The following is a 19,541-nucleotide window of genomic DNA, read 5'->3' on the forward strand; positions in this document are numbered from 1 at the left end:
AGTGAACTCCCTTCCCATGAACATCAAAGAAGAATTCCTTATCCGGTCGCGGCACGCCTTCTATTTTTTGGTGTTGCTGGGCGCAGCCATTACCGCCCGACTGATTTACATGCAGTACTTTGCCACCTTCAAGAAAAAAGGCGAAACAACGGCCAAGTACTGGCACGACCGGATTGAAGGCTTTCAGATCCGGCAGGATACGCTACGGGCTAAACGCGGCGACATCTACGCCCGCGATGGAAGCCTGCTGGCTACCTCGCTACCAACCTACGAGGTTGGTATAGACCCACGCGTGGCCAAAGACGCATATTTCAATAGTAAGGTCGACTCGCTGGGTCATCATTTGTCGGGGCTGTTTCGCGATAAATCGGCGAATGAATACACGAGTCTGATTCGGGCGGCCCGGCAAAGTGGCCGAAAGTACCTGCTGCTCAATCACCGGCGTATTTCGTTTGTTGAACGGCAAAAAATGTTAACCTGGCCTTTCTTCCGGGCCACCAAAAAACTCTCGGCGCGGGGCGGCGGGTTGCGGGCCTACTATGAGCGGTATCACCCCTATGGACAAATGGCACTCCGAACCGTTGGTGACCTGAACCCGAAGAATATGCAGGGGCAAATGGGCCTTGAAGCATCATTTCAGCCCGTTTTGGCCGGAAAAAACGCGGTGGGTCTGGTAGAAGTACTGGCGGGCGGCGTAAAAAAGCCCGTTGACGATGGCCCCGATATGAAACCCGAACCTGGCCTGGACCTGCATACAACCCTGGACGTTAATTTTCAGGATATTGCCGAAACGGCCCTGAAAAACGCCCTGAACAAATACAATGCTGATAAGGGCTGCGTGATCGTGATGGACGTACAGACCGGCGAGATCCGCGCACTAGCCAACCTCACCCGGCAGGGTGATGGGTATGTCGAGAATTTCAACCACGCCCTGGCTGGCCGTACTGATCCCGGCAGCACATTCAAGCTGGCCACGATGATGGCGCTTCTGGAAGAAAAAGCGATCACTCCGAACAAAATGATCCATACCGGCGACCGGGCTGTTCGGTATCATGGCGTTGAAGTGGCCGATTCGAAAGGGGGGGCGTCGGGTAGTATTACGGCGCAGCAGGTGTTTGAAAAATCATCGAATGTAGGCATTCACCTGATGATGCAGAGCTACTTCTACGCCCGCCCCGACCTGTACTGCCAGTACCTGCGCAAATTCCATCTGAACCGGCCAACAGGCATTCATATGAAAGGCGAAGCGCCGCCCATTATGCGTAACCCCGACATGAAGGGCTGGAGCAAAACATCGCTTACGTTTATGTCGTACGGCTACGAGATGCAACTGACGCCGTTACAGATGCTGTCGTTCTACAACGCCGTGGCCAATGACGGGCACTGGGTACGTCCCATGCTTGTAAAGCAGGTGAAACTGGCCGGTGAAGTGGTTGAGGAAACGCAACCGTACATTTCACCAAACCCGATTGCCAAACCCGAAACTATTCGGCTGGTGAAGAAAATGCTGGAGGGTGTGGTCACCCACGGCACGGCGCGCAACATTCAGAATCCACATTATTCGATCGGAGGGAAGACCGGTACCGCGCAGAAGATCGTCAACGGGCTGTATCAGAAGGGGCGTTACTATACCTCATTCATCGGCTATTTTCCCGCCGATAAACCTAAATACAGCGTATTGACGATGGTGGACAATCCGCACGGCGAAAACGTCAATTTGCTGTATGCCGGTAGCGTGTCGGCTCCGGTTTTCAAGGAAGTAGCCGACCGAATTTACGCGTACGACATCGACATTCATGCGCCGATGCGGGTTCGCAAGAACGTTACCTCTCGTCCGCAGGGCGCCATGCTGGCTAGTGCCGGTTATGCCGATGATCTGCACACGATCGGTTCAGAACTGAACATCGACAGTCAACCCGCTGCCGAGGGCTGGGTACGTCGTAGTTCGGGTGGATCATGGCAGAGCATCCCCGTCCGGAAAGATCGTGTTCCAGACGTACGGGGCTTACCCCTGCGCGATGCTCTTCCATTACTCGAAAACCGGGGGCTCCACGTCATTGCGCAGGGGCATGGCAAAGTAGTTGGGCAGTCGCTGGAACCTGGTCAGGCCGTAACGACTAACCGGCAAATTGCCTTGACTCTTCAAGGGAGTGAGTAGTCGTAGATGAACTACCTATTGAGCCGACGGCAGCCACAAAAACTACGTACCTATGCGTTTACATCACCTCCTTCTTTTCGCTCTCTTCAGGCTGCCAGCCTTTGCGCAAACGCCGTTTGATCAGCAGATTGCCGATCATCGGGAGCAGTATAAAGCTGAGTTTCTGAGTACAAAAAGCAGCCCGCTACAATCGAAGGAGGCTGTATCGTTACTTCGTTTTTATCCGGCCGACTCTACCTATCGCGTTACGGCTACCGTGCAACGTACCCCCGGCTCCGTGCCGGTCGATCTGCCTACGTCGATGGCTAACAGAACAGCGACCGAAGTCCCCTATGCTACCTTATCGTTCGTCATTAACAGGAAACCCTGCCAGTTAACGGTGTATAGAAGCCTAAGCCTGGCAAATAACCCGCTCTATCGCGATTACTTATTCCTGCCCTTCACCGACGCCACTTCCGGCAAAGAAACTTACGGCGGCGGGCGATATCTCGACCTTCGGACCGGGCAAATTCAGAACGGCAGACTCGTGCTCGATTTCAACAAAGCCTATAATCCGTACTGTGCCTATAAATCAGGCTATGCCTGCCCGATTCCACCCGCGGCCAACCGCCTGGTTATACCCATAAAAGCGGGTGAACTGACCTACGGTGGCACACATTAGCCCTTGGTGCAGAGGCTCCGATGTACTGCCTCAAACTCGCTTTACAAAACATCTGCCAGAAAGGCTAGTCTCTACAGGAGACGTACCTACACCCCAAGCCTGGGGTTGTTATGGATACGCGAACCTATGCTGACGAACGATGAAACCGGGCGTTCGGTCGACGATGTACTGTTGCCTATGCTCTGGCTCTATGATTTACCAACCTGGCTTTTCGGGTTGCTCACTGTATTGGTGTTTGTGGTCCCCGCGCTGATCGGCCTTGGGTTTGTTCATCGCCGTATTCACCGAAGCGAGTTGGCCCTGCTACTCGATAACGGCACTATTGGCTGGTTTTTCTCGTCGGTCACTGTCCTTTACGGCCTCACGCTTGGCCTGATAACCGTGGCTACCTGGAGCAATTTTTCGCAGGCGTCCTCCATCGCGTCCAACGAGGCGGCCACAATAACGGTGCTCTACCGAGACCTGAGCGGCTACAAACAGCCTGAGCAGCAACAGCTTCGGCAGTTATTGAAAGACTACACCGCTTATATCATCAATAAGTCGTGGCCCATCCAACGGCGGGGACGAATCAGCGACGGTGAGGCTGGGCTACTGACCAATTTTCAGGAGAAATTGCTTAATACCGAACCCGAAACGACGGGGCAGGAAATCATTCATACCGAAGCCGTGCGGGCCTTCAACAACATGGTTGAACTGCGTCGCCAGCGGATCGAGTCGGTGCGGGGCAGTGTGCCAGGGGTTCTGTGGTCGGTCGTGCTGATCGGTGCCATTATCACGCTGATTTCTTCCTACTACTTTTCGCTGAAAAACTTCTGGGTCCACGCTCGCATGACCGGTTTACTGGCGGGTATGATTGGCCTGCTGGTGTTTCTGCTGGCCGCGCTCGACCATCCGTACTGGGGCGACGTCAGCGTGACATCAGAGTCGTACGAACTGGTATTGAAAAACGTGATGGGTAACCAACCCAGTTCGTCGGTCATCGCGCCACCAGATCCTGGTACTATCAGCCCCGGCGCGCTTCTGAACGGTGCTGGCTCGGTTAAGTAGCGCTTAGACAACGTACCTGAGCAGCAATCCTGCACAAATAAAATTGGCCGGAAACTCCCCCCGCTCATTGGGTGTTGATCTTAGGAATAGCCCTACCGCTTTGGGCCAATGAGCAACACGTGACGCAGGAACAACAAACGAACCATACTACGCCAACAGCCGAGCCATCGATCCAGTCTGATCGCTCACCGCTGACCGACGTACAATTAACCGGCTATGAGCAGATCGACGTGCTCGGTGCCCGCGAACATAACCTCAAAAACATCGACGTTTCTATTCCCCGAAACAAGCTGGTTGTCGTAACGGGCATCAGCGGATCGGGCAAGTCGTCGCTGGCATTTGATACCATCTACGCCGAAGGCCAACGGCGGTATATGGAAAGCTTTTCGGCCTACGCCCGCTCATTCCTGGGCGACATGGAGCGGCCCGACGTCGACAAGATCAACGGCCTGAGCCCGGTGATTTCCATCGAGCAGAAAACGACCTCGAAGAACCCCCGTTCGACGGTTGGAACCACTACCGAAATTTTTGACTTTTTGCGCCTGCTCTACGCCCGGGCGGGTGAAGCGTTCTCGTATGTGACGGGTCGGAAAATGATTCGGCAATCGCAGGACCAGATCGTGGATACGCTGCTGGAGCTACACGCCAGCAAGAAAACAACGCTGCTGGCTCCGGTTGTTCGCGGTCGGAAGGGACACTACCGCGAACTGTTCGTACAGATTGCCAAGCTCGGCTATACCAAAGTGCGGGTCGATGGCGTCATTCAGGACATTGTGCCCAAGATGCAGGTCGACCGGTATAAAGTCCACGACATCGAAATTGTGATCGACCGGCTGATTCCGACGATCGAAGATCGTTTCCGGTTGAGCCAGTCGGTGGCTACGGCGTTAAAGCAGGGAAAAGGGGCCATTCAGGTGCTCGATTACAAAGACAAGCTGCACTACTTCTCGCAAAACCTGATGGACCCCGAATCGGGCATCAGCTATGACGAGCCATCGCCCAACTCCTTTTCGTTCAACTCGCCCTACGGCTGGTGCCCTACCTGTCAGGGACTGGGTGTGGTGGAAGAGATCACCGAAGAGTCTGTCATTCCCGATAAGTCGCTGAGTATTAGTCGGGGAGCTATTGCGCCGCTGGGCGAATACCGTGAACTGTGGTTTTTCAAGGAAGTGGAGGTTATCCTGAAAAAATACAAGATGAACCTGACCACACCGGTTCATAAATACCCACCCGAACTGCTGCATGTGTTGATGCATGGCACGGAAGAAGAAGCGGCAGTTCCGTCGAAAAAGCATCCGGGGGAAGATTACTACAATTTCAAGTTCGAGGGAATCGTCAACTTCCTGAAACGGCAGCAGGAAACGGGTTCCGAGAAGATACAGGAATGGCTGCGCGATTTTCTGGTTGTCAATACCTGTCCGGAATGTAATGGAGCGCGCCTGAAGAAAGAATCACAGTATTTCCGGGTGGCCGAGAAGAATATTTCCGAGCTGGCCAACATGGACATTGCCGAACTGGCCGAGTGGTTCGTTGACGTAGAAAGCCGGATGACCGACCGGCAGAATACCATTGCCAAAGAGATTCTGAAAGAGATCCGCAAGCGCATCGGCTTCCTGGTCGACATTGGCCTGGATTACCTGACGCTGAACCGGTCGCTGAAAACGCTGTCGGGCGGCGAAGCGCAACGCATCCGGCTGGCTACGCAAATTGGTACGCAACTCGTTGGTGTTCTGTATATTATGGACGAGCCAAGTATTGGCCTCCACCAGCGCGACAACGTAAAACTGATCGAGTCGCTGAAGAACCTGCGCGATCTGGGTAACACCGTACTAGTCGTTGAGCACGACAAAGACATGATGCTCGAATCGGACTATATCCTGGATATTGGTCCCGGTGCGGGTCGGCATGGCGGGCAGGTAGTCAGCTACGGAACCCCTACCGAGTTCATTCAGAAAGGCGGCACCACAGCCAATTATCTGAGTGGCCGAACCAACATCGACGTACCTGCCGAACGGCGTAAGGGTAGTGGTAAATTTCTGATCATCAAAGGTGCAACGGGTAACAACCTGAAAAACGCCACGCTGAAACTGCCGCTAGGTCGTATGATCAGCATCACGGGCGTGTCGGGTAGTGGCAAATCGTCGCTGATTCATGATACGCTGTTTCCGGTGCTGAACCGCCATTTCTACAAGTCAAAGCGCGAGCCGATGCCGCACAAGAGCGTGGAAGGGCTGGAGTTTCTGGATAAAGTGATCGAGGTAGACCAATCGCCGATTGGACGTACCCCGCGCTCTAACCCGGCTACCTATACGGGTATGTTCTCGGAAATTCGTCTGCTGTTTGCCGAACTGTCTGAAGCCAAAATACGGGGCTATAAGCCGGGCCGTTTCTCATTCAACGTGAAAGGCGGACGCTGCGAAGATTGCGAAGGCGCAGGCATGAAGAAGATCGAAATGGAGTTCCTGCCCGACGTGCACGTACCCTGCGAAACCTGCAAAGGCAAACGCTTCAACCGCGAAACGCTGGAGGTACGCTTCAAAGGCAAATCCATCGCCGATGTGCTCGACATGACCGTTGAGCAAGCGCTTGACTTCTTCCAGAGCCAACCCAAGATCATCCGTAAAGTACAGACGCTTAGCGACGTGGGTCTGGGTTACATCACGCTCGGCCAACACGCCACGACGCTATCGGGTGGGGAAGCCCAGCGGGTAAAACTAGCCGAAGAACTGTCGAAGAAGGATACGGGCAAGACGATGTATATTCTGGACGAACCCACTACGGGCCTCCACTTCCAGGATATTGCCCTACTGCTCGGCGTGCTGCAAAAGCTTGTCGATAAAGGCAACACAGTGCTGGTGATCGAACACAACCTCGACGTGATCAAAGTCTCTGACCACGTGATCGACCTCGGCCCTGAAGGAGGCAACAAAGGTGGTACGATCATCGCCGAAGGCACCCCCGAAAAAGTAGCGCAAGCCAAAGGCAGCTATACCGGTAAGTTCCTGGCCATGGAGTTGGCGGGGTAAACGCTCTTTGTCGTGTTGAGGATTTTTGTCATCCCGACGGCAGGCGGGATGACAAAAAAGATAATATGGTCGAGTAACAGGTACGCTGCCAACCCCACTCACCCAGCTAAGCTAACGTTTGCACAGCCCGGGAACCGCCTGCCCGAAAGCGGTTTGCAACCAGCACTGGCTGATTGTAGTTTAGTGTACACATACAGGCCGTTAACACTCATGACCATACTCAAACAAGGCACGCTGTTACGGCGTGTGAAAGACATAACCTTGGGCACCACGCTCACCATTGCCCTCCTCAACGGAACCGTGATGCTGCAAAGCTGTGGTAATAACCGGTCCGACGAGGCGGGGGGCAGCTATGGCGATGGCCCCGCCGAAGAAACCGTTACCTTTAAAAAAGGCGTTCGGTCGGTGATTACGGAAACGGCTCCCGGCGAATTCAAAATCACTGACGAGACCGAAGCCGAGCCAAGCGAATCAGGGGCAATTGTGAAGTATAAAGATGGTCATTCCGACACGCTGAGTGTGGAAGCGGCCCGGAAACTGGTGCAGAATGATCCATCGACGAGCCGGTATTTCAATGATCCCGGTTCGTATGGTCAGCACCACTCAAATGGCCTTGCCAACGCGCTGCTGTGGGGGGGCATGGGCTATATGCTGGGCCGGAGTACAGCGCCGAACTATAACGACCAACGCTACAGTTCGGGTTTTTACACGAACCAGAATACCTATAATCGCTCGCAGCAACTTGGCCGAACGATTACCTCGTCACGTGTGGTAACTAGTCGCCCATCAGGTGGCCGTAGCGGATTTTTCAGCCGTGGCTCTGGTGGTAGAGGCTTTTCAGGGTAATTTTTTTGTTTTCTATTTGGGGTAGCTCCCGCCCTGAAGGGGGTACCTCAAAGCCAGAATAACTGATCCAATCCCCCTACCAGTTACCAGCAACGTACCCAACGTTAGTTTTCCCTCTTTCTAATCGAATGATTTCTCTTAAATCGCTACCACAATCGCCCGATGCGCAACTTCGGCAGATTGGCTGGGACTGGATGTTGGGCACCGACACCCTGCCTTACCTCACCAATGAAGTTGTACAGCTCAACGTGCAGCAGGCAATGGGCTATGCCGAAGCGGCCAATCGCCTGTTCGAAATGCTGGTCGAGGCAGGGCAGCACGTGATTGATCAGGACCGGTTTGCCGAACTCGGCATTCCGGCCAATCTGATCGACATCATCCGCCATTCGTGGGACGATGACCGGAATATTCTGCTCTACGGCCGGTTTGATCTGGCCGGTGGCATCGATGATGCGCCCGTTAAATTGATCGAGTTCAACGCCGATACAGCCACTTGTTTACCCGAAACAGCGGTGGTTCAGTACGCTCACCTCAAAGCCAATGGTCTCGACGAAAGCCAGCAGGTTAATGCTGTTTTTGAAGCACTGGTGGCTCAATTTGAGGAAATAAAAGCGCAAAACGACGACCTCACGCCAACGATCTTACTCTCGGCCATGCGCGACTCACCGGAAGACGACGCCAACGTAGCCCTGTTGGGCGAGGCCGCCCGCGAAGCTGGTTTTGAGGTAGCATTCGCCTATATCGATGAGGTTGAATTTTCGGCCACCGAAGGCATTTATCGCTTTGAAGATGGAACATTTACCCGCTTCGACTTCTGGTTCAAACTGATTCCCTGGGAATATATCGGTCATGACGAACCCGAACTCGCAACGATATTGACGCAACTGGTGAAGGAGCGTAAAGTGGTGATTCTGAACCCGGCTTATGCGCTGCTGTTTCAGTCGAAATACATGTTGAAAGTGCTTTGGGAACTGTTTCCGGAGAGCCCGCTTTTGCTTGAAACGACCACCGAACCACTGCTGGGAAAAGCGTCGGTCGAGAAAGTTTTATTCGGGCGCGAAGGAGCCAACGTTCGTATTCTCGACGCCACCGGTCAAGTTACGCAAAGCGTTGATGGCGATTACGGTGACCAGGATACGATTTACCAGCAATACGTTGATTTCCCGCAGGATGCGGCCGGTAACCAGTATCAGGCAGGCGTCTTTTTCGCGGGCGAAGCGTGCGGCCTGGGCTTCCGGCGGGGTGGAGCCGTGATCGATAACACCGCGCAATTTGTTGGTCATATCGTTGAGTAGTTGATTGTAAGGCAAATGATTGTACGACTGACTAACCAATCAACCAGTCCACCAATCAACAAATCCACCGTTCATTGATGCAACGGGTACGTACCCTTTTAGCATCTGTTATTTGCAAAGTGGTGGTATCGACAACGTACCTGCATTACCGCTAACTTGCTCAACGAAATAATTCCAACGCATGAAACAACGATTGACGGTCTTATTAATGTTTGTTTCGCTGCTGGCGGTCGGTCAGGAACGGCTGGGTATTCAACGGTATGGTCATGTAGTGCTTCCCGTAAAATCGCTGGCAACCAGCATCTCTTTTTACAATAACGTGCTGGGTCTGAAAGCCGTAGCGGTTCCCAGCGGTATAGCCAGTTCACAAGCCTGGTTCGATATTGGCAGTGGCCAGCAAATTCGACTGGTTGAAGGTCGTCCCGAAGCCAGCCGATCAACCGGAATGAACATAGCCTTACTGGTTAGCTCACTACGGAAAACGGAGCAGCAACTTCGACAGCGGGGTGTTACCGCTACCCGGCAAAATTTGCAGACAGGCGGCAAATCGTCGCTGTTTGTCTCAGACCCCGACGGGTATGTGTTTGAATTCAACGAAGGCAAATCTGAAGGCCCCGGCTTTCTTCAGTCGGCGGCCAAGTCAATCTGGCGCTCGATGACGGAAGTAGAATAACTGAACGGTCACTACGCTTCGCTGTCGTTAATGGCCATTTGCCTTTGGCGTTATTGGATGGTCATTCATTGCTCAACGACGTATGACATTGAAAGACAACAAATGACAGCGCAGCGTAATGACATTCACCTATGCCTATCACGTTTAAAGCTACTTTACTGAAATTTGGCCGGAACGGCGAAAAAACGGGCTGGACATACATTAAGATACCACTCGCCTTAACCGAAACCCTTAAACCCGGCCAGCGCACCTCCTATCGGGTGAAAGGTACACTCGACGCACACCCGATCCGGCAGATTGCGCTACTGCCCATGGGCGACGATACCTTTATCCTGGTTGTGAATACCACCATGCGCCGGGCTATTCGGAAGGAAGAGAGCGCCTCGGTGCAGGTCACGCTTGAGGTCGATGACGAGCCATTTACCCAATCGGCCGACTTGCTGGAGTGCCTGGCCGACGACCCGGCTGCGCAGGCCTTTTTCGATTCGTTGGCACCGGGGCACCAGCGGTATTACACCAATTGGATCGAGAGCGCCAAAACGGCACCAACAAAGGCGAAACGTATTGCGCAGGCCATCACGGGTTTTTCGATGGGAATGGGTTATGGCGAAATGATCCGGTACTACAAGAAGCAGGAGGAGTAGATCGGTTTTCTTGACGACCTTTTTTGGAGAATATTGACAGGATTTTGTGCTCGCGCTAGTGTCGCTCAAACAAAGAAGAACGCTGTCGATCCAGAGTAGGGGCGGTATTAATCCTGCCAAAAACAACCCATCTTACAGCTGGTGTTACTGAACGGCTTTTTTTGCGTCTAAATAGCTGAACATCCAAACATATAAGGTCTTCGGAAATGACTTATATGTTTACTCTCATGCAAACAGTTCTCTGGCTATTGGTTAGCCTCTTTTTCGGTTTTCTGGTCCTCAATACACTACACTACCTATTTTACGCCATTCTGGGCCGCCTCGGTCGGGCCGACGATGTACCACCTGCGGCCGATCTGCCGAAAAAACGGATTGCGGTACTGGTGCCGGCGTATAAAGAGGATGCTGTCATTTTAGAATCCGTACAGGCCAATCTAAACCAGGACTACCCCGACACTCATTACGACCTGATTGTCATTGCCGATTCATTTCAGCCACACACGCTCGATGCGCTCGCCCTGATGCCCGTTCGGGTACTGCCCGTTTCATTCGAGGTGTCAACCGTAACCAAAGCCCTCAACGCCGCGTTGGGTACGTTGTCGGCTGGCGACTACGATATTGTGGTAGTTGCCGATGCGGATAATCACCTGGCTACCGATTTTCTGAGCCGGGTCAATTCTGCTTTTGCGCAGGGCTGGAAGGCCATACAGGGGCACCGGGTGGCCAAGAATACGAACACGCGTGTGGCCGTACTTGATGCCGTTAGCGAAGAAATCAATAACCACATTACCCGTAAAGGCTACCGGGCAGCGGGCGTCTCGGCCACGATCATTGGCTCGGGTATGGCCATAGATCTGGGTTTAATGAAAGCGGCCATGAATAACCTGACTACCATTGGCGGCTTTGATAAGGAACTGGCCATGAAACTGGCCGTTGGCAATCACAAGATCGGCTACCTCGAAAAAGCGTATGTGTACGATGAGAAAGTGGCCAAACGGGCCGTTTTCGAGCACCAGCGTACGCGCTGGATCGCCGCACAATGGCAGTTTGTGGCCGATTATTTCAAACCCGGTATGCGCAATCTGCTGGCTGGTCAATGGCTTAGCGGTATCAAACTGGTGCAGGAAATGGCGTTGCCGAAAGTGTTGCTGCTCGGTATTCTGCTAATCGTCACGCTGCTTTGCCTGCTCATCGGGCACCTGTCTTCGCTGCTGCTGTCGGTTAGTTTGCTACTGGCATTATGCTTCAGCATGGCGCTATCGATTCCCGGTTATCTCTGGAAGCGCCTCTCCATTCGCGACCTGGGCGTGGTCTTCACCCTGATGATCAGCTTTGGGCGGGCCTTGCTCAACATGCGGAAGGCCTTTAAATCGTTCATGCACACGCCCCACAACGCATGAGCCCCGCCGTTCCTTTTATTTCGCTGGTCACGATCAATTACAACCAGGCCGAAATGACCCGGCTGTTTCTCGAGTCGGCGCGGGGGTTAACGTACCCGGCGTTTGAGGTAATCGTGGTTGATAATGCTTCGTCACCGGCGCTCAGTACGCAGCTTGATCTGAACCAGTATCCGTTTGCCAGGCTTATCAGAAGTGAGCAGAATATGGGCTTCACGGGGGGCAACAACCTCGGTATCGATGCGGCGAAGGGGGATTACTTTTTTATCGTTAACAACGACACCGAACTGGAGCCAAACCTGTTGACGGAACTGATCAAGCCGTTTCTGGAAAACCCGCAGGTAGGCGTGGTATGCCCGAAAATCCGCTTTTTCGACGCGCCCAATCTGGTGCAGTTTGCGGGGTATGGCCCCATGAACATGTTCACCGGTACGGCACACCTCGTTGGTTTCAACCAGCCCGATGGCCCGCAATTCGATCAGCCAGGTACGTCGCCGTTTGCCCATGGCTGCGCTATGCTCGTCAGCCGGGCGGTAGTAAACAGGGTGGGCCGTTTTGCCGATCGTTTTTTTCTCTACTATGAAGAACTCGACTGGTCGCAACGGATTCGTAATGCAGGCTTTCTGATCCAGTATCAGCCCACGGCTACCATCTGGCACAAAGAGTCGGCGTCGGTGGGCCGCGAAAGCACCATCCGTACCTATTACCTGACCCGCAACCGCATTCTTTTTATTCGGCGTCATGGTTCGCTGGTGCAACGATGGGTTTTTTATGGCTTTTTCATGGTAGCCGTACTACCTAAACACGTAGCTTCGTATGTAGTTAAAGGCCGCTTCGCGCATGCCAGCGCGTTTCTGAAAGCAACCTTCTGGAACCTGCAGCATGGCACGGCTTCTGCGGTGTAAAAAAAGTTTACAGTTTTCTGTTTACTGTCTTCTGTTGCGCTGCTTACGGAGCGCGACTGTGATTAGCAGCGCAACAGAAGACAGTAAACAGAAAACTGTAAACTGACTGTTTTTTTGCGCGAACAACTTTCCATACTGACCAGCCGCTGGCGTTATAATCCGTGGATATACGGTGTGCTGGGTATTGTGCTGGCTCTACTGGCGGGTGTGCTCATTGCCAGGTTCGGCGTTATGGGCGGGCTGATGGTTATCGGGCTACCCGTTGGCATTGCTACGTTGGTCGCTGTGTTGTTGGAGCCGAAAATCGGGGTGTATATCTATGCGAACCTGAGCTTTATGATTGGTGCCGCCCGCTTCCTGGACGGTGATATTCAGGTGGGCCTCGGCCTCGATGGGCTGCTGGTGCTCACCTTCGCCGGTACGCTGCTCAACGCCAGCCGGATGGACTGGCATCGACTGAAAAATCCGGCTTTTTATCTGGTTCTTTTCTGGTTGTTCTACACCATTCTCGAATATTTCAACCCTGATTCGCCCTATCCGCCTGCCTGGTTCTACCATGCCCGTTCGTTTTCGTTGAGCTGGTCTTTTCTGTCACTGATCGTGCTGGTAAACCCCATTACCCGCACCGACGTGTGGTTGCTGATCCGGACCTGGATCGTCTGGTCGGTGATAGCCGCCATTTGGGGCTTCAAGCAACAGTATGGCCATGCTATCGGCCTTCGCGACCTTGAACAGGCTGAACTAAACTGGCTGGCAGCGGGCGGTGCACGTACCCACATTCTATGGGGGCAACTACGCAGCTTCTCGTTTTATTCAGATGCAGGGCAGTTTGGGGCGGAGATGGCGGGCGTTACGCTGATCTGCATTATCCTGTTCATGGCCGAGAAAAACTGGTTCTATCGGTTCATCTATTTGGGCCTGACCCTTGTCATCTTCTGGGGGTTTGCCGTATCAGGAACACGGTCGGCTCTTTTTGTACTCGTAGGTGGGTTTGGCGCTTTTCTGGTACTTCAGAAAAAACTGAAGCCCATCATCTACAGTGCTGCAGTAGGCATTCCGATTTTGTGCATCCTGTATTTCACCCACATTGGCGATAGCGTTTACCAGATTTACCGTATTCGTACGGCCCTACATCCCACGCAGGATGAGTCGTTTCTGGTTCGGTTAGAAAATCAGAACCGCTTGAAGGCCTATCTGGCAGATTTGCCGTTTGGTACCGGTATCGGTAGTTCGTCGGGGGCGGGGGTTCGGTTTACGCCCTGGCACTGGGCGGCGCAGATCCCGCCCGATAGCTGGTACGTTCAGCTTTGGATCGAAACGGGAATTGTGGGGCTTAGTGTTTATCTGTTTGTGTTGGCTGGTATTATTATGACGGGAATCTGGAAGCTCTGGCAGCTAAAAGACCCGTGGCTGACAACGATGATGCTCATTCTCCTCTGCGAATTCATCGGTATCTGCGTCGTGAGCTACTCCAACCCAATTCTGGGGCAGTTTCCAACCAGTACCATGCTGTATATCAACTCCATGCTCTTCGCCTCGGCCAACCGGTGGGAGAAGAAAAAATAGTTTACCGTTTGCTGTCTTCTGTTGCGCTGCCTATGGATCGCGACAATGACTAGCAGCGCAACAGAAGACAGTAAACGGTAAACAGTAAACTCATCTATGCCTCCATTCGATAGTATCATTTGCGTAGGTCAGACAACCTGGGAAGGCGACTTTCAGAAAGCCGTAGTTCAACTCATGTGTGAACTATCGGTGCGCCGCCGCGTATTGTATGTCGACTATCAGCATACGGCAAAAGATCTGATCATGGGCGCATTGGGCAGGCAGAAAAACGTACCCGTACGGTCTATGCTCAGGCTTGAAAACCCACTGACAACCAGACAAGGCAAGGAAGGCAGTACGGTTCATGTCTGGCAGCCACCCGTTATGCTGCCGATCAATTTTCTGCCTCCTGCTCTTCATGATAAACTGCTGAGGGTTAACGCTGGCCGTCTGATTGCCGGGCTACGGCGGGTTATGCACGAAATCGACTTCAAAAATCCGTTGATTATCAATGGTATGCATCCCGTTTTAGGGCTGGCCATGCTGGGAAAACTCAATGAAGCGGGCACCATTTATTACTGCTTCGACGAGATTACCATTGCCAAGTGGATGAGTAAACACGGGGGGCGGTTCGAGCCCGAGTACATGAAACGGGTCAATGGCGTGATCACGACGTCAGAAGCGCTGCGGCAGTCTAAAGCGATAAGTCAGCCAAATACCTTTTGCGTAAAAAACGGGGTAGATTTTCCGCTTTTCAGCCAGGTACGTCAGCTGATTGAGCAGAAAGCACCATCCCCACTATCAGATCCGAAGCGCCCTGTAGTTGGTTACCTCGGCACGGCCGACGACCGGGTGAATATCGATATCGTGGAACATTGCGTTCGGACGATGCCCGACGTGACATTCCAGTTCATCGGTGAAATTAAAGAACCGGCCATTACGCAGCGGCTGGGTACGTTCCCCAACGTTCTGTTCACGCCGCCGCACCAGCCTGCCAACTTGCCGCCGCTGCTTGCCGGGCTATCGGCTACCATGATTCCGTTTGTGTGCAATGCGCATACGTACACGATCTATCCTCTGAAAATCAATGAGTATCTGGCTGGCGGCCTGCCGGTCGTGTCAACGCCGTTCTCGATCCTCAATGATTTTGCAGGCATCATCGAACTGGCCGATACGCCCGACGCCTTCGCCGACGCCCTTCGCCACGCCCTTACCGACAACGCCCCCGACCGTATTCAGGCCCGCGTCGATATGGCCCGCGCCAATTCATGGGCCCATCGGGCAGACGAGTTCGAAGCCATTTTTGAGAAGCTGGCAGTAGCGTAGGTCTGTGACAATAAGATACGTAAATCGGCAGATACGGTATCTTACATTCGTAGCCACGATGCGGGCACCAGATCTTTGGTATCCCAGGGTTTGTTGGCAAACCAGCGTTGGGGGGCAATCACGATTTTATCGGGCCGAGGGTCGAGCCAGGCGCCCCACCAGCTGAACGAACTATTGGCAATGATATGATGATGGCACAGGCTCATCAATTGCAGGTCATCCACGTCGGCGTCGGGGCCGGTATTAGCTACCAGCACGTTTGGATGCGCCGTGTTCAGATTGGCACGTACCCAGTCGGGATCATCGCTGAAAAAGAAGAGCGTTGCGTTCGGTAACCGGCTGGTTAGGTATGTGATGGCCGTCTGGTAATAGTTGAGCCCCAGAAAGCCGAACGACTGGCTGAACTCAGGATGCGTAACGTAATCGCCCCGCCGGATATGGACGGAAACAGGTACGTTAGCCTGCTCGATCTGTTGTTTATACGCCCGGAACGTATCTCCTTCCGCGCGCCGGAATGTCAACTCCTGCCGAATCTGCGCCGTACTGGCCTCGAAATACCGTTCCGACTGCCAGAATCCCCACAAGATTGTCAGCGGCGCAGTGGGGCTGATCATGCGGGGTTCAAAATGAAACTCGGTTTCGTAGCGAGTCTCTACAAGCGGGCGTAACGACCGATTGGGGAGCAGCCGGGTGGCCTTCGATGCGTATAGCCAGGGCGACTTATCGAGCAGGTTATAGGCCACGTTGAAGCGGTCGAGCTTGAATTTTCGGGGCGTATCGGTTTCGTATTCCTGGTGAAAATAGCGCAGGTCGAACCAGAGCGACGTGTTGTTCTGCAACGCCAGATGCCGCCCCAGTGCATACTGAAATAGCTGATTACCAAGCCCCGATGTAATTTTCGCAATAACCATAAAACCGTTAAAATGTCTTCAGTCTTCCGTCCTCTGTTGCGCTGCTCACTAACGTACCTGGATTTAAAAAGCAGCGCAACAGAGGACGGAAGACTGAAGACAGAGGACAAAAGAGGGTGGACTAATAATTTATTTCCACGTACCTGAACAACTCGTCGCGGTTTTTGGCGTGGAGGATTCTGGCTCCCGACAGGGCCGGGAACAGGTTCGTGTACTCGTCGAAATCGTGTTCAAAACCGCCGCCGGGGTGAGATAGTAACGTGTTGATGCCACCGAAGCAACTGGCCAGCGCCGCCGTACCGCCATGCATAGAAATGAAGCGGTCGCAGTTGGCGTACACCATTAGTTGCAGGTGATTGAAATTGTCGACCCGATGACAGTGTTGCTCAAATAAGTCGTTCATTAACAGCACGTCCGGGTGATTTGTTTTCAGCCAGACATGCTCGCCCAGATCCATGATTTCGCTGTTATCGAGCACGATCTGCCCCCCCAGCGGGCGGTTGTAGATAATCTGATACCGGTCTTTCAACCCGTTGATCAGTCGATCGAGAGCCGGAATGTCCAGGAAATTGATAGGTGGTTTATCCCATTCGATATTGTACTTATTGGCAATCACCAGCAGCGGTTTCCCGTAGACAAACAACTCGTTTTTATAGTGTTGCTTAAACGGCACCCGCGCCCACTTCGAAAAGTCGTAGGTGGGGGCGTGGGTCATATTTGGAATGCTGTAATTGCCGTAGCCCGCTTCCCAAACCCGTTTATCATGCTTCTCTAGGTGATCGGGGCTAAAGAAATAAAACGGCCGGGTGTTTTTAGCGGCGATGGTCTGTTTCAGTGTTCCATTCAGATGATGCCAGTACGCAAACGGCATGGCATACCGCACCTCCTGATCAAATTCTCCATAAAACTCGATCACTTTATAGGGCTTTTTCGTCACGAAATCGGCCTTCCAGAAGCGAAACTGGCTTATTCGGGCGAAGTAGTTATCGCGCACAAAGTACCGCAGATCGGGCCGGAAACGGGGATACCGCAGGGCGGCAACGAGGTAAAGCGATTTGAGAAGTAATTGTTGAATCATAGTACCCAGCCGCTACAAAACGCCTGCATAGACATCGAGCAATTGTTTGGCCGTATTGGCCCACGAAAATAAGGCGGCCCGTTCGAGACCCCGCTGCCGTAAACTAAGGCATAGATCGGTATCGGTCAGCAGGCGAGCGAGTTGATCGGCCATGGCTTGAGGCGAAGCAGGATCGGCCAGGAGTGCGGCGTCGCCTGCTACTTCGGGCATAGCCGATGTACTAGCCGTCAGTACAGGCGTTCCGCAGGCCATCGATTCCAGAATGGGCAGGCCGAAGCTTTCGCGCAGCGATGGGCACAGAAACACCGTAGCCAGATTATAAACGGCCGGCAGCAACGGGTTCGGAATGTAGCCGCACAGGATTATGTCTGGTTTCAGGGCTGTGGTTCCCGTTTCGGCCAGCACTTTATCAACGTACCCGGCCGACACGTTGGCCATTACGAGCGGGAGGGTGAGCTGTCCGCGCTGTTTGAGCAATAGCAGCGCCCGCAACACGTTGGGTACGTTCTTTTTCGGATCGGCATTGCCCAGAAAGAAAATAAACTCGTCGGGTAACGCAAAACTCGCCTGAACATCAGCTAGTTTCACTAAATCGTCGATTACCCTGAATGTTGGGCTAACGGCGTTATGCACGGTAATTACCCGCTCGGGTGCAACCCGGAGATGATCAATGATTCGTTCCCGTTCGTAGTGCGAAACGGTCAGAATACGGTCGGCGGTTTTCACAACACTGGGTACGTTCCAGCGGCGATATACGTTGCCAAACTGTTGATAAGCCGTGCCGCCAACGATGGCTTTTTCCAGAAAAATAATGTCGTGCAGCGTTACTATCACCGGCACTGATGATCGGAGTGGTGCCGTATTGGCCGTGCAATGAAGCAAATCAACACCGGCCTGTTTAACGGCTTTGGGTAACGCCCACTGTTCCCAAACCGGGTATGGCCCGCCGTGCAAATCAACCACGTGCAAGTTGGGGGCATCGGGCAAGCAGGCGCGGTCGGTATCGGGTTTTACGAAAACAACAAACTCGTGGTCACGGTGAGCAGCCAGCGCCCGGATTGTCTCCAGGGCAACAATGTCCATTCCGTGTTTGTGGGGCCGCAATAGCCGCTGGGCTTCAATGCCAATGATCATATTGTGTACACGCCTCCTGCTTATTGATGATCCGAAGCGGAGAATGGAAGACCCAATGAGGCCGTTTCAAGCGTAAAAAAGCGAACAGGCATCGGCGATTCCTGACAGGCGACAGCGCCAATGTAGCTATCTGTAACCGCAAAACTCAGAATCGACCACGTACCTGACCCGGCTGGCAGGCCATACTTGACCTGATGTACCCCTTTTGACGCCGAAATGCGCATAAAGTCATTTGTTAACCCTTGGCCTGTTGCTTTAAACAAACTTTCTTTTCGGGTCCAGAGCGTGTAGAACAACTCGCGCGGGTGCTGACTGGCAGCCAGTTGGACCTGATCGTCTGCGTTAAAGCTGGATTCGATCAGGTCCTGAAAAGGCCAGCCGGGTTTGATCCATTCCACATCAACGCCCACAGGTACGTAGCCAGCGGCCAAAAGCACCCACTCGCCCGAATGCGACACGTTGATATGCCAGCCAGGCTGCGAACCCGTGGTACGAATAAGCTCAGGTTTACCCGACGGCCCCGTTGTAAGCAGGACCTGTTGTGGAGACTGACCAAGCAGTTGACCTGCCACGTATCGGAACCAGCCGCGCCCGGCCACAAATCGTTGCTTATCATCCAATTGTCTAAATCGTTCGGCGCGCTCCCGTTCATCTGGGTGCAACAGGCCGTACAGCCAGGGCTGGTCTGCAGCGCATAGCCTGTACCGAAAAACGGCCACGTCGGGCGGTGTGAGCGAAGCGGGCCACTGATACCAGGACACAACCGGCAATGTATCAATGAGAAGCGTAGGCATTAGACGATATGAACGAGCGGGTTACGTGACGAAGTTGCAGCTTTTAGGTCTAAATCAACATACTGAACAGGCATTTTTACCCGCATCCATACAATCGGTTG

The 19,541-nt window shown here is 53.3% G+C and carries 16 protein-coding genes; 12 read left to right on the top strand and 4 right to left on the bottom strand.

Features of this window, described 5'->3' with window-relative positions; all coding sequences use genetic code 11:
- Positions 1-16: 16 nt before the first annotated feature.
- From J2I46_RS16755 to J2I46_RS16810, 12 genes are all read left to right on the top strand, one after another.
- Complete coding sequence (locus J2I46_RS16755; RefSeq protein ID WP_207330209.1) at positions 17-2,158, top strand: PASTA domain-containing penicillin-binding protein; 2,142 nt, start codon at positions 17-19, stop codon at positions 2,156-2,158.
- A gap of 52 nt (positions 2,159-2,210) precedes the next feature.
- Positions 2,211-2,819, top strand: coding sequence for a DUF1684 domain-containing protein (locus J2I46_RS16760; RefSeq protein ID WP_207330210.1), 609 nt, complete (start codon positions 2,211-2,213; stop codon positions 2,817-2,819).
- A 126-nt stretch (positions 2,820-2,945) separates the two neighbouring features.
- Positions 2,946-3,866: a bestrophin-like domain gene (locus J2I46_RS16765; RefSeq protein WP_207330211.1), complete on the top strand. Its 921-nt coding sequence runs from the start codon at positions 2,946-2,948 to the stop codon at positions 3,864-3,866.
- Between the two features lie 170 nt (positions 3,867-4,036).
- Positions 4,037-6,892 (top strand): excinuclease ABC subunit UvrA, encoded by a 2,856-nt coding sequence (gene uvrA, locus J2I46_RS16770; RefSeq protein ID WP_310589049.1) that lies wholly within the window; start codon positions 4,037-4,039, stop codon positions 6,890-6,892.
- Between the two features lie 210 nt (positions 6,893-7,102).
- Positions 7,103-7,738, top strand: a complete 636-nt coding sequence (locus tag J2I46_RS16775; protein ID WP_207330212.1) for a Cj0371 family chemotaxis-regulating polar lipoprotein — start codon at positions 7,103-7,105, stop codon at positions 7,736-7,738.
- 128 nt (positions 7,739-7,866) lie between these two features.
- A complete protein-coding gene (locus J2I46_RS16780; RefSeq protein WP_207330213.1) occupies positions 7,867-9,033 on the top strand; it encodes a glutathionylspermidine synthase family protein in 1,167 nt (388 codons plus the stop codon).
- Positions 9,034-9,214: 181 nt separating this feature from the next.
- The gene (locus J2I46_RS16785; RefSeq protein ID WP_207330214.1) at positions 9,215-9,706 is read left to right on the top strand and encodes a VOC family protein; all 492 of its coding nucleotides are present in this window, start codon (positions 9,215-9,217) and stop codon (positions 9,704-9,706) included.
- A 131-nt stretch (positions 9,707-9,837) separates the two neighbouring features.
- Positions 9,838-10,350 (top strand): YdeI/OmpD-associated family protein, encoded by a 513-nt coding sequence (locus tag J2I46_RS16790; RefSeq protein WP_207330215.1) that lies wholly within the window; start codon positions 9,838-9,840, stop codon positions 10,348-10,350.
- A gap of 227 nt (positions 10,351-10,577) precedes the next feature.
- Positions 10,578-11,750 (top strand): glycosyltransferase family 2 protein, encoded by a 1,173-nt coding sequence (locus J2I46_RS16795; protein ID WP_207330216.1) that lies wholly within the window; start codon positions 10,578-10,580, stop codon positions 11,748-11,750.
- A complete protein-coding gene (locus tag J2I46_RS16800) occupies positions 11,747-12,652 on the top strand; it encodes a glycosyltransferase family 2 protein (protein ID WP_207330217.1) in 906 nt (301 codons plus the stop codon). The genes J2I46_RS16795 and J2I46_RS16800 overlap by 4 nt, the downstream gene beginning before the upstream one ends.
- 114 nt (positions 12,653-12,766) lie before the next feature.
- Positions 12,767-14,218 carry an O-antigen ligase family protein gene (locus tag J2I46_RS16805; RefSeq protein WP_207330218.1) on the top strand — a complete coding sequence of 484 codons (1,452 nt, stop codon included), beginning with the start codon at positions 12,767-12,769 and terminating at the stop codon, positions 14,216-14,218.
- Between the two features lie 96 nt (positions 14,219-14,314).
- Positions 14,315-15,523, top strand: coding sequence for a glycosyltransferase (locus J2I46_RS16810; protein ID WP_207330219.1), 1,209 nt, complete (start codon positions 14,315-14,317; stop codon positions 15,521-15,523).
- Positions 15,524-15,564: 41 nt separating this feature from the next.
- Here the strand turns inward: J2I46_RS16810 and J2I46_RS16815 are convergent, their stop codons facing one another.
- The 4 genes from J2I46_RS16815 to J2I46_RS16830 form a co-directional block, all read right to left on the bottom strand.
- Positions 15,565-16,434 (bottom strand): alpha-1,2-fucosyltransferase, encoded by an 870-nt coding sequence (locus tag J2I46_RS16815; protein WP_207330220.1) that lies wholly within the window; start codon positions 16,432-16,434, stop codon positions 15,565-15,567.
- Between the two features lie 121 nt (positions 16,435-16,555).
- Positions 16,556-17,512, bottom strand: coding sequence for a hypothetical protein (locus tag J2I46_RS16820; RefSeq protein ID WP_229379810.1), 957 nt, complete (start codon positions 17,510-17,512; stop codon positions 16,556-16,558).
- A 12-nt stretch (positions 17,513-17,524) separates the two neighbouring features.
- Positions 17,525-18,646 carry a glycosyltransferase family 4 protein gene (locus J2I46_RS16825; RefSeq protein WP_207330221.1) on the bottom strand — a complete coding sequence of 374 codons (1,122 nt, stop codon included), beginning with the start codon at positions 18,644-18,646 and terminating at the stop codon, positions 17,525-17,527.
- Between the two features lie 20 nt (positions 18,647-18,666).
- A complete protein-coding gene (locus J2I46_RS16830) occupies positions 18,667-19,440 on the bottom strand; it encodes a 4'-phosphopantetheinyl transferase family protein (protein WP_207330222.1) in 774 nt (257 codons plus the stop codon).
- Between the last annotated feature and the right edge of the window lie 101 nt (positions 19,441-19,541).

The sequence above is a fragment of the Fibrella forsythiae genome (assembly GCF_017353175.1).
Lineage (GTDB): Bacteria > Bacteroidota > Bacteroidia > Cytophagales > Spirosomataceae > Fibrella > Fibrella forsythiae.